This is a genomic window from Rahnella sp. PAMC25617 (assembly GCF_050606005.1).
In the GTDB taxonomy this organism is placed as follows: Bacteria; Pseudomonadota; Gammaproteobacteria; order Enterobacterales; family Enterobacteriaceae; genus Rahnella; species Rahnella variigena.
The window spans coordinates 1-13681 of the sequence record NZ_JBOCUM010000014.1 but is presented as its reverse complement, the minus strand read 5'-3'; the positions used below and the strand labels follow the sequence as shown (position 1 = coordinate 13681).

Here is a 13681-nt window from a genome sequence, read left to right as displayed (position 1 = left end):
TGAGGGAGAGTGTGAAAATGTCGGCACAAACGCAGGATAAATTAATGCTGGATACAGAAGATGGGACCGCGCCGCAACCTGATTGCGGACAACTGTTTAAAGGCTTTTTCATTCTTGGCCTGACCGGTTTCGGCGGCGTGCTGCCGATGGCGCGGCACATGCTGGTGGATAAACGCCGCTGGCTGACCGGCGAGCAGTTCACAGAACTGCTGGGTCTGTGTCAGTTTTTACCGGGCGGCAATATCATTAATTTATCCGTCGCGCTGGGGATGGAGTTTCGCGGGCTGCGCGGTGCGCTTTCAGCCATTCTCGGCCTGATCCTGGCACCGACGATTTGCGTGGTGCTGCTCGGACTGGTGTATGCACGCTATCAGAATGAACCGCTGGTGGAACATTTGTTTGCGGGGATGGCGGCAGCGGCAGCGGGTTTACTGCTCTCGACCGGCCTCAAGATGCTGGCACCTTTGCGGGGAAAATGGCTGCAACTGGCGCTGGTCGCCGCAGGCGTCATTGCCATCGCAGGATTTCGCATCCCGATGCTGCCGGTGATGCTTGTGCTGGCTCCGGTCAGTATTTTCATCTGCGCAAGGAGTAAATTCTGATGGCCGTTTTACTCTCACTCGCCCTGCTGTTTACCGAACTTTCACTGCTGGCCTTTGGCGGCGGTAATACCATTCTGCCAGAGATGCAACGTGCCGTGGTGCAGGTACATCACTGGATGAGCGCGCAGGAATTCAGTGCATTGTTCGCGCTGGCGCAAGCCGCTCCCGGACCGAATATGATGATCGTGCCGCTGATTGGCTGGCAGGTTGCGGGATGGTCCGGTCTGCTGGTGTCTTCGCTGGCAAAATTTGGTCCGTCTTCCGTGGTGACGCTGATCGTGATGGGGGGCTGGAAGCGTTATAAAGACCGACCGTGGCGTCAGGTTATTCAGCGCGGACTGGTGCCGGTCACCGTCGGGCTGGTGGTGTCGAGCGGACTGTTGATCGCCAAAGCTTCAGCCACCACGCTGTCACTTGCCGGCGTGATCGCCCTGTGTACCCTGCTGGCGCTTAATAAGCGGATCCACCCGTTATGGGTACTGGCGGTCGGCGCGGTACTGGGAATGGTGCTTGGCTGATAACATTTGAGAACCTGATCGCAATATCAGTCAGGTAAATAGGTTATTCCTTAAGCATTAAGTTTCTATATTTATCAATTCTTTATAGACACAAAATAATTAAGGATGATGATGAAAATCAAACCTCTGAACCTGGCTGTTTCTGCCCTTCTGTTTTCCACACCGGCTGCTTTTGCTGATACCGATCAACCCGAACTGAGTCAGCGGGAAGTGACATTGCTGACCATTGATGGCCTGCAATTTAAAGATCTCAATCACTCCGGCAAACTCGAACCTTATGAGGACTGGCGACTGACGCCGGAAGAACGCGCGGCGGATCTGGTGAAACGTATGACGCTGGAGGAAAAAGCCGGGGTGATGATGCACGGCTCCGCACCGACGGCCAACAGTCCGATCGGCGCCGGGACTCACTATGATATGGCGGCGGCGGAAAAGATGATTTCCGGCGCGAAGGTCAACAGTCTGATCACCCGGTTGTCAGCGGAAGATCCTGCGGTGATGGCAGAAGAGAACAATAAACTGCAGCAGATTGCTGAAAAATCACGACTCGGTATTCCGGTCACCATCAGCAGTGATCCACGCAACTCGTTTGAATATCTGACTGGCGCAAGCACGGCTTCCGGCAAATTCACACAGTGGCCGGAAACGTTAGGGCTGGCGGCAATTGGCAATGAAAAACTCACCCGCCGCTATGCCGATATCGTCCGTCAGGAATATCTGGCTGTCGGCATTCGCGAGGCACTTTCTCCGCAGGCCGATCTGGCGACCGAACCGCGCTGGGCGCGTATCAGTGGTACTTTCGGTGAAGACCCGACGCGGGTGCATAACATGGTGCGTGGCTACATCGAAGGGATGCAAAATGGCGGCGATGGCCTGAATCAGGGCAGCGTGATTTCGGTAGTGAAGCACTGGGTCGGCTACGGCGCGGCGGAAAACGGCTACGACAGCCACAACGTTTACGGCAAAAACGCGGTGTTCCCGGGCAATAATCTCAAAGAGCACATCTATCCGTTTACCGGCGCGTTCGAAGCCAACGTCGCCAGCGTCATGCCCACCTACTCTATTTTGAAAAACGCGTCCTTTGAAGGCAAACCGCTGGAACAGGTCGGTGCCGGATTCAGCCATCAGTTACTGACGGATATCCTGCGCGGTCAGTATGGTTTCAAAGGGGTGATCCTCAGCGACTGGCTGATCACCAGCAACTGCGAAGACGAATGCCTGAACGGTTCGCCGGAAGGCAAAGAACCGGTACCCGGCGGCATGTCCTGGGGCGTTGAAAAGCTGACGCCGCAGCAGCGTTTCGTCAAAGCGGTGAAGGCTGGTGTGGATCAGTTTGGCGGCGTGACTGACTCACAGCTCCTGGTGAATGCGGTCAACGAAAAACAGCTGACGCAGCAGCGGCTGGATGAATCCGTGGTGCGCATCCTTGAGCAGAAATTCCGCATTGGACTGTTTGAAAATCCGTTTGTGGATCCTCAGAAAGCGGTGAAAACCGTCGGACGCGCAGACTGGCAGAAAGAAGCCGATGCGGCGCAACGTCACTCCCTTGTTTTACTGCAAAATACCGGTGACCTGTTACCGCTGAAAAAAGGCAAAAAAGTGTGGCTGTATGGTCTCGAACCGAAAGCCGCACAGGCCGCAGGTTTCACCGTGGTTGATGCGCCTGAAAAAGCCGATGTCGCGTTGATCCGCGCCCATGCACCTTATGAACAACCGCATAAACAGTGGTTCTTCGGCAAGCGCCACCATGAAGGTTCACTGGCCTTTACCGATGACAATGCCGATTATCAGGCCATCGTAAAAGCCAGCAAAGCGGTACCCACGGTGGTGACGGTGTACCTCGACCGCCCTGCTATTCTGACCAACGTGAATGACAAAGCAAAAGCGGTTATTGGCAATTTCGGCGTCAGCGATGCGGTGCTGTTTAGCCGTCTGACCAGCAGCGAAGCGTATACCGGCAAACTGCCGTTCGAACTGCCGTCATCGATGGAAGCCGTGCTCAAACAACAGTCTGATATGCCGCATGACAGCGAAAACCCGCTGTTTGACATTGGCTTTGGTCTGGCGCGTTAACGCCTGCGTTTAGCTGACTACCTGCGCCAGCACAAAACCGTCCCAGCCTTTACTGCCGACGGTTTGCAGCGCGGTGGCAGATAAGCGGAGTTCCTGCTCAATCATCTCAATAAAGCGGCGAACGCCCTGAACACGGGCGTCGTCGCTATGCGGATCGACCACCGCGCCGTCCCTCACTGCATTATTTCCCGATCTCCGTCGTGAACTTTTTCGATTTTAAAAAACTCACTCTTAAAGCTAATCCTTAACTGCGGTTTTGTCTGCGTTTTCAAGGGATTCTTCTAATTTCACGATGCGATAATCATATTCGATATCCATTGCCTGAGTAAGGTTGTTCGTAAAACAATCAAAAAGACCCTGTTTTTCATCATGATAAACATGCGTCAGTTCACATTTTTAGAAGAAAACCCCCTTGAATTTGTAAAATAATAATGATAACAATTATCATTAAGTTTAACATTCGTCTCGTTTTCGTTAAGCCATACCGCGTTATTGCGCCGCGGTTTCCGCGCGTAACCCTGCTGGCTTTTTGGGTCTATTTCACACGCATCAATTAATCACCTGATGATTTATCAGGTTATTTATAGGGACTATGAATATGTTGTTGGCTTTCCCCCTCAAACGCTCGGTGCTGATGTGCGCCATGGCGCTGGCCGTTCCGGCTGCATCAATGGCTGCCGAAGATACCGTGGTTGTCAAAGCCGCACCTGCTGATACCGCAGATGCCCCGACGCAGGGTTACAGTGCAAAAACCAGTAAAAGCTCGACCAAAACGGATCAGCCGCTGATCACTACCGGTCAGGCCGTGTCTGTCGTGACCCGTCAGCAAATGACTGACCAGAACGCCACCACGGTTAACGCTGCACTTAACTATACGCCCGGCGTCTTCACCAACTTTGCCGGTGGCGCAACGCGTTATGACACAATTTCCCTGCGCGGTTTCCACGGCGGTGACGTCAACAACACCTTCCTTGATGGCCTGCGTATTCTCAGCGATGGCGCAACTTACAACTCCATTCAGGTTGATCCGTGGTTCCTCGAACGTATTGATGTGGTGAAAGGCCCGTCTTCTGCACTTTACGGCCAGAGCATTCCCGGCGGTGTGGTGATGGAAACCACCAAGCGCCCGCAGTTTGCTGAAGAAGGTCACTTCCAGCTTTCCGGTGGTACACAAAACACCAAAGGCGGCGCGTTCGATTACACTAACGCGATCAACGATCAGCTGGCATTCCGCCTGACCGGTATGACCCGCAGCAGCGACACGCAGTACGATCACCAGCGTGAAGAGCGTTACGCGATTTCTCCGCAGTTACTGTGGACGCCGGATGAAAACACCTCCCTGTTACTGCGGGCTTATCTGCAAAAAGATCCGTCTGGCGGTTATCACGCCGCAGTGCCTGCCGACGGCAGCCTGTACGGTCAGAAACTGAGCCGTGGTTTCTTCGATGGCGAAACCACCCGCAACCAGTTCAAACGCTGGGAGCAGATCTACAGCTACGAATTCCAGCACGCGTTTAACGACGTATGGTCATTCCGCCAGAACGCCAACTACACCCATTCCAATACCGAACTGGATCAGGTGTATCAGGCTGGCTGGAACGCAGACCGTACGCTGATGAATCGCTACTATTCCGGCGAGAAATCGTCTCTGGATACGTTTGCTATCGACAACCAGCTGGAAGCGGATTTCGCCACCGGCGAACTGGCACATAAAGTGGTTCTGGGCTTTGATTATTCCCACTTTATCAACGACGTGAAATCTGATGGCGCCACCGCTGAGCCACTTAACCCGTACACCGGTGTGGGCGGCGATGCCCTGGATTATTACAGCCATTCACGCGGTAAAAACCGTTATGAGCAGATGGGCACTTATCTGCAAGATGAAATGAGCTGGAACAAGTGGTATCTGACCCTGTCAGGCCGTTACGACACGCTGAAAACCTCCAGCCGCAGCTACGAAAGCATTTACGGCACGCAGAGCAACAGCGAACGTAAAGACGAACACTTCAGCAGCCGCGCTTCCCTGCTGTACGCCTTCGACAGCGGGATTTCTCCGTACGTCAGCTACAGCCAGGCGATGACACCGTCTGCCCTGCCGGGCGCTGATGGCACCCTGCTGAAACCGATGCAGAGCGAGCAATACGAAGCGGGGATCAAATACCAGCCGGTAGGCACGTCCGATATGTACAGCGCGGCGTTGTATGACCTGACGCAAAAAGACGTGGGTAACCGCGTGGTGGTGGGCAGCTATTACGAGCCGGCAGGGAAAATCCGTTCACAGGGTCTGGAGCTGGAAGCCAAGAAGCAGGTTACCGAACGCTTCAACGTGATGGCCGGTTATACCTATAACAAAGTGCGTATCCGTGATGCCGCCGAAAACAACGGCAACACGCCGTATGTGACGCCAAAACAAATGGCGTCCATCTGGGGTCAGTACAACACGCCGATTGGGGTGGATATGGGTGCGGGCGTGCGCTACATCGGTACACAATGGGCGGATAACGAAAACACCCGTCACATGCCTTCTGCCACGCTGGTTGACGCATCACTGCGTATGAATCTGGTGCAGTTTAATCCGCAGCTGAAAGGCGCGTATGTGCAGCTGAATGCCAACAACCTGTTCGACAAGAAATATGTCGCGGCCTGTTACGGCACCAGCTACTGCTACTGGGGTCAGGAACGTACTGTGGTTGCTACAGTAGGTTATGATTTCTGATAGATTTTTTCAGCTCCTCCCCCTGCGAAGGGGGAGGCTGGGAGGGGGTTTTAAGGGCTAACACCTTGTTTAAGAAAACCTTAACTTTTGATTTAGAACTTAATACCCCACCCCAACCCTCCCCTTCGCAGGGGAGGGAACGATTCTGAGAGTTTATTCTTCCGGCAAATTCAGCCGCGCTTTCACCGTCTTTCGCGCACTTTCCAGCAACGCATCCGAAGCTTTACGATCAGGTTCGCAACGTGCCAGCGACAAGCTGCCCATCAGCTCTGCACTGACTGATATCGCCGTGGTTTTTGGATCACCAACGCCCATCTCCGTCAGCTGACGAAAAATCATCCCGCGGATCCGTTCGATCCCCCGTGCAAACTCCGCCTGACAAGCTGCCGGCATACGGGGTGTTTCCGAAGCCAGCGCGGAAACCGGACAGCCCTGCGCACGGTTATCACGGTGCCATGGCGAAAGATAGAAATCGATATACCCCGCCAGTTGCTGCTGTGCGGTCAGCCCCTGATTATCTTTATCCCAGCGCGCCATCACCTGATTAAACATCTGTGCGATAGCTGCTTCGATCAGGGCATCTTTCGAGGCAAAGTGCGCATAAAACCCGCCGTGCGTCAGCCCGGCTTTACTCATCACGCCAGCCACGCTGACCTGCAACGGCCCCTTGGCGCGGATAGCTTTCGCCGCTTCTTTCACGATCCGCTCGCGGATTTTAGGTTTATGTTCACTTTCATAGCGCATAGTCAGGCCCTGATCATCAGAAAATTGCCGTCATAGTTTACCTGACCGCATCGGTTAACGAAACGCGGGCATCCACCGATAATCCCGGACGCAGCGCCGCTAAATCCGGCTGACCGGCATCGAGACGAATACGCACCGGCACCCGTTGAACAATTTTGGTGAAGTTACCGGTGCCCGGCTCAAACGGCAGCAGAGCAAATGTGGAACCGGAACCTGGCGCGAGGCTGTCGACTTCACCGCGAAACGTCACGCCCGGCAACGCATCAACATGGACATCCGCCCGTTGTCCCGGTTGCATTCTGCCGGTCTGCGTCTCTTTGAAATTGGCCGTCACATAAATCCCCTGCTCCGGCACCAGCGTCATCAGCCGCTGACCGGGCGTGACATAATCGCCCACCTGAACCTGACGGTTTCCCGCCACGCCATCCACGGCTGCAAAAATCGTAGTGTGATTGAGATCCTGTTGCGCCAGATCTTCCGCCGCCTGCGCTTTCACGACTGCCGCATTCGCCAGCGCCAGCGCGGCTTCAATTTCAGCGCGTTTTGCATGTGTGACTGCCGCCTGATTTTGCGCCACATCCAGCATGGCAGCGGCGTGTGCCGAGGTCTGTTCAGCGGTCACGGCGGTGGTTTTATAGCGGTCGGCATCATTACGTGACGTCGCGCCGCTGACCGCCAGCGACTGATAACGCTGCTGTTCGGCTTCGGCGTGTTGCTGCTCGGCACGGGAGGAACGGATTGCCGTGCGTGCCGCGTCAATCTGAGTCAGTGCCAGCTGTTCCTGCGCCTGCTGGCTGAGTAACGCCGCCTGCTGTTGAGCGACCTGCGCCCGCGCATCTTCGAGATCGCCGCGTGCCGCATTCAGGCGTGCTGTAAATTCCTCGCTGTCGATCAGGACCAGTTTATCCCCTGCATGAACCTGCTGGTTGTGCCGCACCAGTACCTTTGCCACAAACCCCTTCACTTTTGGCGCGACGGTAGTCGCATCCGCGGTCAGGTAGGCATCGTCGGTTGATTCCGATGCAGGCGCAGCCAGCAACCAGGCAGCACCGCCAAGGGCAACAGCCAGCGCAATGCCGCTGACCACAAAGATCCGCTTTGAACGTTTACCGGATTTCTCCACCGGAACCGCGATCCCTTCACCTGCTGTGGTTTCACTCATTTTTATTCTCACTCATTGCATGATAATCATCATATTAATATGATGATTATCATATAAACAAGCCCCGGGATCTCACAAAAATGTCTGCCACCCTGACGCCATCCGCAACGCTCTCGCCTGCGGATTACCCGACCTCACGCAAGTTTCTGATTTTCAGCATTATGGCGTTCGGCATGTTCCTGGCGCTGATCGATATTCAAATCGTCGCCGCCTCGTTAAACGATGTGCAGGCCGGGCTGTCTGCCGGACCCGATGAAATCAGCTGGGTACAAACGTCCTACCTGATCGCCGAGCTGGTGATGATCCCTTTCTCGGCGTTTCTGACGCAGACGCTTTCCACCCGCTGGCTGTTCAGTGCCTCTGCCGCGTTGTTTACGCTCAGCAGTATCGGTTGTGGATTGTCGTGGAATATTGAATCGATGATCTTCTTCCGCGCTTTGCAGGGCTTTACCGGCGGCGCGATGGTACCGACTGTTTTCGCCACCGGTTTTGCCATGTTTCAGGGTAAACAGCAGGCGCTGATCCCGGCGATCCTCGGCATGGTCAGCGTGCTGGCGCCCACGCTCGGACCGACGGTCGGCGGCGTGGTCACGCAGTTACTCGACTGGCGGTGGATTTTCTTCATCAACATCCTGCCCGGCATTCTGGTGGCGACCGGTGCGGTACTGTTCATTCATGTTGATAAGGCTGATTTTTCGATGCTTAATCGCATCGACTGGGTGCATTTATTGTCGATGGCGATAGCCCTTGGTTGCCTGGAATACGTGCTGGAAGAAGGTCCGCGCAAGAACTGGTTCAGCGATCCGCAGATCCAGATATCAGCCTGGTTCTCGCTGGTGGCTTTTATCCTGTTCCTCGAACGCTCCTTTTATTCTAAAAACCCGATCGTGCGCCTGACGCCTTTTCGCGATCCAACGTTCACCTTCGCCTGCCTGTTCAATCTGGTGGTCGGATTCGGGCTGTATGCCTCTACCTATCTGACGCCGGTGTTCCTTGGCCGCATCCGCGATTTCAACAGCCTGGAAATCGGGACGACGGTGTTTGTGGTCGGCGTCGGGCAGTTTTTCAGCACGATTATTGCCGCCAGATTAATCAACCGCGTTGACCGCCGGTTGCTGATCGCCGTGGGATTATCCGGTTTCGCACTGAGTCTGTGGCTTACCACGGCTGTCACCACATTCTGGGGATCGGAACAGTTTTTCTGGCCGCAGGTCGTGCGGGGTCTGTTTATCATGTTGTGTATCGTACCGAGCGTGAACATGGCACTGACCGCGTTTCAGGGGCCGGAACTGCGTTATGCGTCCGGGTTGTTTAACCTGATGCGCAATCTGGGTGGCGCGATTGGTATTGCTACCGTGAATACCTGGTTGCAGGACTGGACACGGGTACATGCGGCGCGTTTCGGCGAAAGTCTCGGGCAATATAGCGACAGCGCGCAGGAAGTGATTGGCTCGCTGGCGCAAAGGATCGGTCATCTCACGCCAGACACTGCGCAGGCCTTACTGATGGCAAAAAGTTTGTTCGGCGCCAAAGTAGCCGCGCAGTCTCTGACCCTGGCCTTCAATGATATTTTTCAGGTGATGGCCTGGATGTTCCTGGCGGCGCTGATCATGGTGCCGTTTTGCCGTAAATAAGCAGACGAATGTAAATAAATGTGGAGCCTGCATCAAAAAATGCCTTTAGCTGAGGGAACTTTTCTAACATGGTGAGAAAGCTTTGGCCTGTTTGAAATAAATCCTTATAATTAGCGGCCCTGAAATGCGATTCGTTACACATACTGAGTCCCTTTCAAGTGCTATGTGCAAGTACACTATCTCTCCGGCCGGTTTCGACTGCGTCGGGGGGAATTAACATCCTGACAACAACTGCCAGTGTGGCATTAACGACCAACGAAAATATGAAAATGAGCATTCGCGCAATCCTTACCCTGGTTTTGGCAGTTGCTGCATATAGCCAGGCGTCTTTTGCTGTGGTCTACCCTCTGCCGGCCAATAACGGTCGTCTGGTCGGTGAAAACATCACAGTCACTGTTCCTCAGGGCAGCAGCCTGCCACTGGAACATTTCGCAGCGCAATACCAGATGGGTTTGAGCAACATGCTTGAAGCCAACCCTGGCGTTGACCCGTTCCTGCCAACTCCTGGCACCGTGCTGACTATTCCTCAGCAACTGATCCTGCCGGATACTCCGCACGATGGCATCGTGATCAACAGTGCTGAAATGCGTCTGTATTACTATCCGAAAGGCACCAACACCGTAGTAGTTCTGCCAATCGGTATCGGTGAACTGGGCAAAGACACCCCGATGAACTGGGTGACGACCGTTCAGCGTAAAAAAGCCGGCCCGACCTGGACGCCAACCGCGAAAATGCATGAAGAATATGCTGCACGTGGCGAATTCCTGCCAGCCGTCTTCCCTGCTGGTCCGGACAACCCGATGGGCCTGTACGCGCTGTACGTGGGTCGTCTGTATGCCGTTCACGGTACCAACGCCAACTTCGGTATCGGTCTGCGCGTGAGCCACGGTTGTGTGCGTCTGCGTGATGCTGACATCAAATGGTTGTACGACAACGTGCCGCAAGGTACACGCGTTCAGTTCATCAACGAACCTGTGAAAGCCACCATTGAGCCAGACGGCAAACGTTACATTGAGATCCACAACCCGCTGTCCTCTAACCAGGAAGAGTTTGATTCCCAGCAACCGCTGCCAATCACTCTGACCGGCAGCGCAAGCAGTGTTGCGATGGATCCTGCGGTTAACCAGACTGTGGTTCAGCGCGCGATCGAGATGCGTTCCGGTATGCCGGTTCAGGTCAACTGATAGCGTCTTTGATGTCTTTATGAAAAAGCCCCGATCTTCGGGGCTTTTTTTTGCATAGTGCCGATGCAAAGGGCGGCGTCTCAGTTGCACTGAAAAGCTGTGCCGAGAAAGTTTCGGTTTCTCAATTGCACTGAAAGCTGTGCCGAGAAAGTTTCGGTTTCTCAATAACGGTTATCACACGGCCTCTCGCGCCGAAACCGACCAGAGGGGAAAGGCTTTTCCCCTCTGAACTCCCCTCGCTTTTTTCAACACGCGCTTCCGCTCGCGGGCTATGTTTCAGAAAACACCGCGACAGGCTGGAAATCTTGCCGCTGTGCGGTTCCTTCTCTCGGTCTTCGAGCCATAGGTCTCGAAGCCGCTCCGTTCAGCAAGATTTCTGAATCGCCCGCACGATCTTAAATTCAAAGACAGACTGTGTTTCATCTTTTAGAAAAGTTGATTGGCGTGATCAAAAATGGCACCGAGTGAATGGTTCGAGACCCGAGGCTCGAAACCTGAAACTCGGGAATCGCGCAGCGATGACATTTTACGCCACTCACCAATGCACCAGAACATGTCCGTCATACCCGCGACAGCGCGTAGTGAAAAAAGCGCGGAGTCCAGAGGCCCGCGCGTTACCGGGTCTCTGGTCGGTGTGGGCCGACGCCCACGACCTTGATTTTGACCTTAAGGCCAGTTTGGGTGGCAACCCAAGGTATTGATCTTGAATTTGAATTTGAATTTGAAGTTAAACCCCAATCTCACGGCCAATCCTGTGCCTGTCATTAAACCGTCACAACTCTCCCTTAACCTTCCGGTAACAAAAAATATCTATATGTGTTTTTTTATTTCCGATGGTTTAGAAAAAGGAGTTTTGACAATGCAACAATCTGTATCTCTGATCGCCCGCGCTGTGACTGCCGCCGTGCTGCTTTCCGCCTCTGCCGCCTCCCTCGCCGCTGAAACTGACACGCTGACTGACCGCGCCGCGAAAGGCGTGCTGACAGAACCGGGTGGCGCACGCCGCCTGAGCGGTGATCAGACCGCCGCGCTGAAAGCATCGCTGTCCGACAAAACGGTGAAAAACGTCATTTTGCTGATTGGCGACGGCATGGGTGATTCTGAAATTACCTCTGCGCGTAACTATGCCGAAGGTGCAGGCGGCTATTTCAAAGGTATCGATGCCCTGCCGCTGACTGGTCAGTACACACATTATTCTCTGGACAAGAAAACGCAGAAACCAAGTTATGTAACTGACTCTGCTGCTTCCGCCACAGCCTGGACAACCGGCGTCAAAAGCTATAACGGTGCGATTGGCGTGGATGTAAACGGTAAAGATCACCAGACCATTCTCGAAATTGCCAAAGCGGCGGGTAAAGCCACCGGCAACGTTTCCACCGCTGAATTGCAGGATGCCACACCGGCAGCGCAAATCGCCCATGTCACCTCGCGCAAATGCTACGGCCCGGAAGAAACAGCAGAGAAATGTGCCAGCAACGCCCTGGAAAACGGCGGACGCGGTTCGATCACTGAACAATTGTTGCAGGCTCGTGCGGATGTCACGCTGGGCGGCGGCAGAAAATCATTCAGTCAGCTGGCGAAAGCCGGTGAGTTCCAGGGGAAATCACTGAAAGACCAGGCGCTGGCGCAGGGTTATGTCTGGGTGGAGAACGCTGAACAGCTGAGCGCAATCACGCAGGCAGACCAGAAGAAACCGGTACTGGGCCTGTTTTCCGAAGGCAACATGCCGGTTCGCTGGCAGGGGCCGAAAGCCACTTATCACGGTAATATCGACAAACCTGCCGTGACCTGTGAAGCCAATCCGCAACGCACCGCAGATATCCCGACGCTGGCGGCGATGACAGAAAAAGCTATCGACCTGCTGAAAACCAATCAGAACGGTTTCTTCCTGCAAGTTGAAGGCGCATCGATTGATAAGCAGGATCACGCCGCCAATCCATGCGGACAGTTTGGTGAAACGGTCGATCTGGATGAGGCCGTACAGAAAGCACTGGAATTCGCCCGTCAGGACGGCAACACGCTGGTTATCGTCACCGCCGACCACGCGCATTCCAGCCAAATAATCGAAGCCGACGCCAAAGCACCGGGTCTGACGCAGACATTGACCACCAAAGACGGCGCGCCGATGACCATCAGCTACGGCAACTCCGAAGATGATTCGCAGGGACATACCGGGACTCAACTGCGCATAGCCGCGTTCGGGCCACATGCGGGGAATGTGGTCGGTCTGACAGATCAGACAGATTTGTTCTATACGATGCGGGATGCCATGGCGATCAAGTAATGCAGGATAGCCGCTGCATTTGGGCGGCTTTTCAAAAGCCTAAAATTTTATAACCTTGGGTTGCTATCCAAACTGACCTTATGGTCAAGACCTTGGGTTGCCACCCAAACTGGCCTTAAGGTCAAGACCTTGGGTTGCCACCCAAACTGGCCTTAGGGTCAAGGTCGTGGGCTCGCCGCCCACACTGGCCCAAAGGGTTTTAAACGAAACCCTTTGGAATCCTGCGTTTTTTTAACTGCGCGCTCCGCTCGCTGGCTATGTTTCAGCAACCACCGCGACAGGCTGGAAATCTTGCCGCTGCGCGGTACCTTCATTTCGGGATTGCAGCCTTGAGTCTGCAACCTCTCATTCAGCAAGTTTTCTGAATCGCCCGCACGATCTTAAATTCAAAGACAGACTGTTTTTCATCTTTTAGAAAAGTTGATTGGCGTGATCAAAAATGGCACCGAGTGAATGGTTCGAGACCCGAGGCTCGAAACCTGAAACTCGGGAATCGCGCAGCGATGACATTTTACGCCACTCACCAATGCGTCAGAACATGTCCGTCATACCCGCGACAGCGCGCAGTGAAAAAAGCGCGGAGTCCAGAGGCCCGCGCGTTACCGGGTCTCTGGTCGGTGTGGGCCGACGCCCACGACCTTGAGGACAGTTTGGGTGGCAACCCAAGGTCTTGTCGGTGTGGGCCGACGCCCACGACCTTAAGGCCAGTTTGGGCGGCGAGCCCAAGGTGTTGAATTTGTGATCGGTGTGGGCCGACCCCCACG

At 54.4% G+C, this 13681-nt stretch carries 9 protein-coding genes and 1 pseudogene; 7 read left to right on the top strand and 3 right to left on the bottom strand.

The features are described 5' to 3' along the window. The first annotated feature begins 44 nt into the window (after window positions 1–44). From ACM615_RS17340 to ACM615_RS17330, 3 genes are all read left to right on the top strand, one after another. Window positions 45–602 (top strand): chromate transporter, encoded by a 558-nt coding sequence (locus tag ACM615_RS17340; protein ID WP_431012333.1) that lies wholly within the window; start codon window positions 45–47, stop codon window positions 600–602. Then, on the top strand, window positions 602–1120 hold the full coding sequence (locus tag ACM615_RS17335; protein WP_129638771.1) for a chromate transporter: 519 nt from the start codon (window positions 602–604) through the stop codon (window positions 1118–1120). Before ACM615_RS17340 ends, ACM615_RS17335 begins: the two co-directional genes overlap by 1 nt. A gap of 111 nt (window positions 1121–1231) precedes the next feature. After that, the gene (locus ACM615_RS17330; protein WP_129638770.1) at window positions 1232–3193 is read left to right on the top strand and encodes a glycoside hydrolase family 3 protein; all 1962 of its coding nucleotides are present in this window, start codon (window positions 1232–1234) and stop codon (window positions 3191–3193) included. A 9-nt stretch (window positions 3194–3202) separates the two neighbouring features. Here the strand turns inward: ACM615_RS17330 and ACM615_RS17325 are convergent. Then, window positions 3203–3382, bottom strand: a pseudogene (locus ACM615_RS17325) (methyltransferase); the annotation flags it as partial. Between the two features lie 409 nt (window positions 3383–3791). On the opposite strand from ACM615_RS17325, the gene ACM615_RS17320 reads away from it, so the two are divergent. After that, on the top strand, window positions 3792–5909 hold the full coding sequence (locus ACM615_RS17320) for a TonB-dependent siderophore receptor (RefSeq protein WP_129638769.1): 2118 nt from the start codon (window positions 3792–3794) through the stop codon (window positions 5907–5909). 153 nt (window positions 5910–6062) lie between these two features. On the opposite strand, the gene ACM615_RS17315 is transcribed toward ACM615_RS17320, so the two are convergent. Together ACM615_RS17315 and ACM615_RS17310 are read right to left on the bottom strand one after the other, a co-directional pair. Further along, the gene (locus ACM615_RS17315; protein WP_129638768.1) at window positions 6063–6653 is read right to left on the bottom strand and encodes a TetR/AcrR family transcriptional regulator; all 591 of its coding nucleotides are present in this window, start codon (window positions 6651–6653) and stop codon (window positions 6063–6065) included. A 37-nt stretch (window positions 6654–6690) separates the two neighbouring features. Further along, window positions 6691–7815, bottom strand: a complete 1125-nt coding sequence (locus ACM615_RS17310; RefSeq protein ID WP_129638767.1) for an HlyD family secretion protein — start codon at window positions 7813–7815, stop codon at window positions 6691–6693. 80 nt (window positions 7816–7895) lie between these two features. On the opposite strand from ACM615_RS17310, the gene ACM615_RS17305 reads away from it, so the two are divergent. From ACM615_RS17305 to phoA, 3 genes are all read left to right on the top strand, one after another. Beyond that, a complete protein-coding gene (locus tag ACM615_RS17305) occupies window positions 7896–9449 on the top strand; it encodes a DHA2 family efflux MFS transporter permease subunit (protein ID WP_129638766.1) in 1554 nt (517 codons plus the stop codon). Between the two features lie 263 nt (window positions 9450–9712). Then, on the top strand, window positions 9713–10633 hold the full coding sequence (locus ACM615_RS17300; RefSeq protein ID WP_112289982.1) for a L,D-transpeptidase family protein: 921 nt from the start codon (window positions 9713–9715) through the stop codon (window positions 10631–10633). 859 nt (window positions 10634–11492) lie between these two features. Then, window positions 11493–12917: an alkaline phosphatase gene (gene phoA, locus ACM615_RS17295; protein WP_129638765.1), complete on the top strand. Its 1425-nt coding sequence runs from the start codon at window positions 11493–11495 to the stop codon at window positions 12915–12917. Window positions 12918–13681 lie beyond the last annotated feature (764 nt).

Excerpts from the sequence above, each read along its gene's own strand:
- ACM615_RS17320 (WP_129638769.1), top strand. The coding sequence starts at position 3,792 with ATGTTGTTGGCTTTCCCCCTCAAACGCTCGGTGCTGATGTGCGCCATG.
- phoA (WP_129638765.1), top strand. The coding sequence starts at position 11,493 with ATGCAACAATCTGTATCTCTGATCGCCCGCGCTGTGACTGCCGCCGTG.
- ACM615_RS17335 (WP_129638771.1), top strand. The coding sequence starts at position 602 with ATGGCCGTTTTACTCTCACTCGCCCTGCTGTTTACCGAACTTTCACTG.
- ACM615_RS17310 (WP_129638767.1), bottom strand. The coding sequence starts at position 7,815 with ATGAGTGAAACCACAGCAGGTGAAGGGATCGCGGTTCCGGTGGAGAAA.
- ACM615_RS17305 (WP_129638766.1), top strand. The coding sequence starts at position 7,896 with ATGTCTGCCACCCTGACGCCATCCGCAACGCTCTCGCCTGCGGATTAC.
- ACM615_RS17315 (WP_129638768.1), bottom strand. The coding sequence starts at position 6,653 with ATGCGCTATGAAAGTGAACATAAACCTAAAATCCGCGAGCGGATCGTG.
- ACM615_RS17300 (WP_112289982.1), top strand. The coding sequence starts at position 9,713 with ATGAAAATGAGCATTCGCGCAATCCTTACCCTGGTTTTGGCAGTTGCT.
- ACM615_RS17340 (WP_431012333.1), top strand. The coding sequence starts at position 45 with ATGCTGGATACAGAAGATGGGACCGCGCCGCAACCTGATTGCGGACAA.
- ACM615_RS17330 (WP_129638770.1), top strand. The coding sequence starts at position 1,232 with ATGAAAATCAAACCTCTGAACCTGGCTGTTTCTGCCCTTCTGTTTTCC.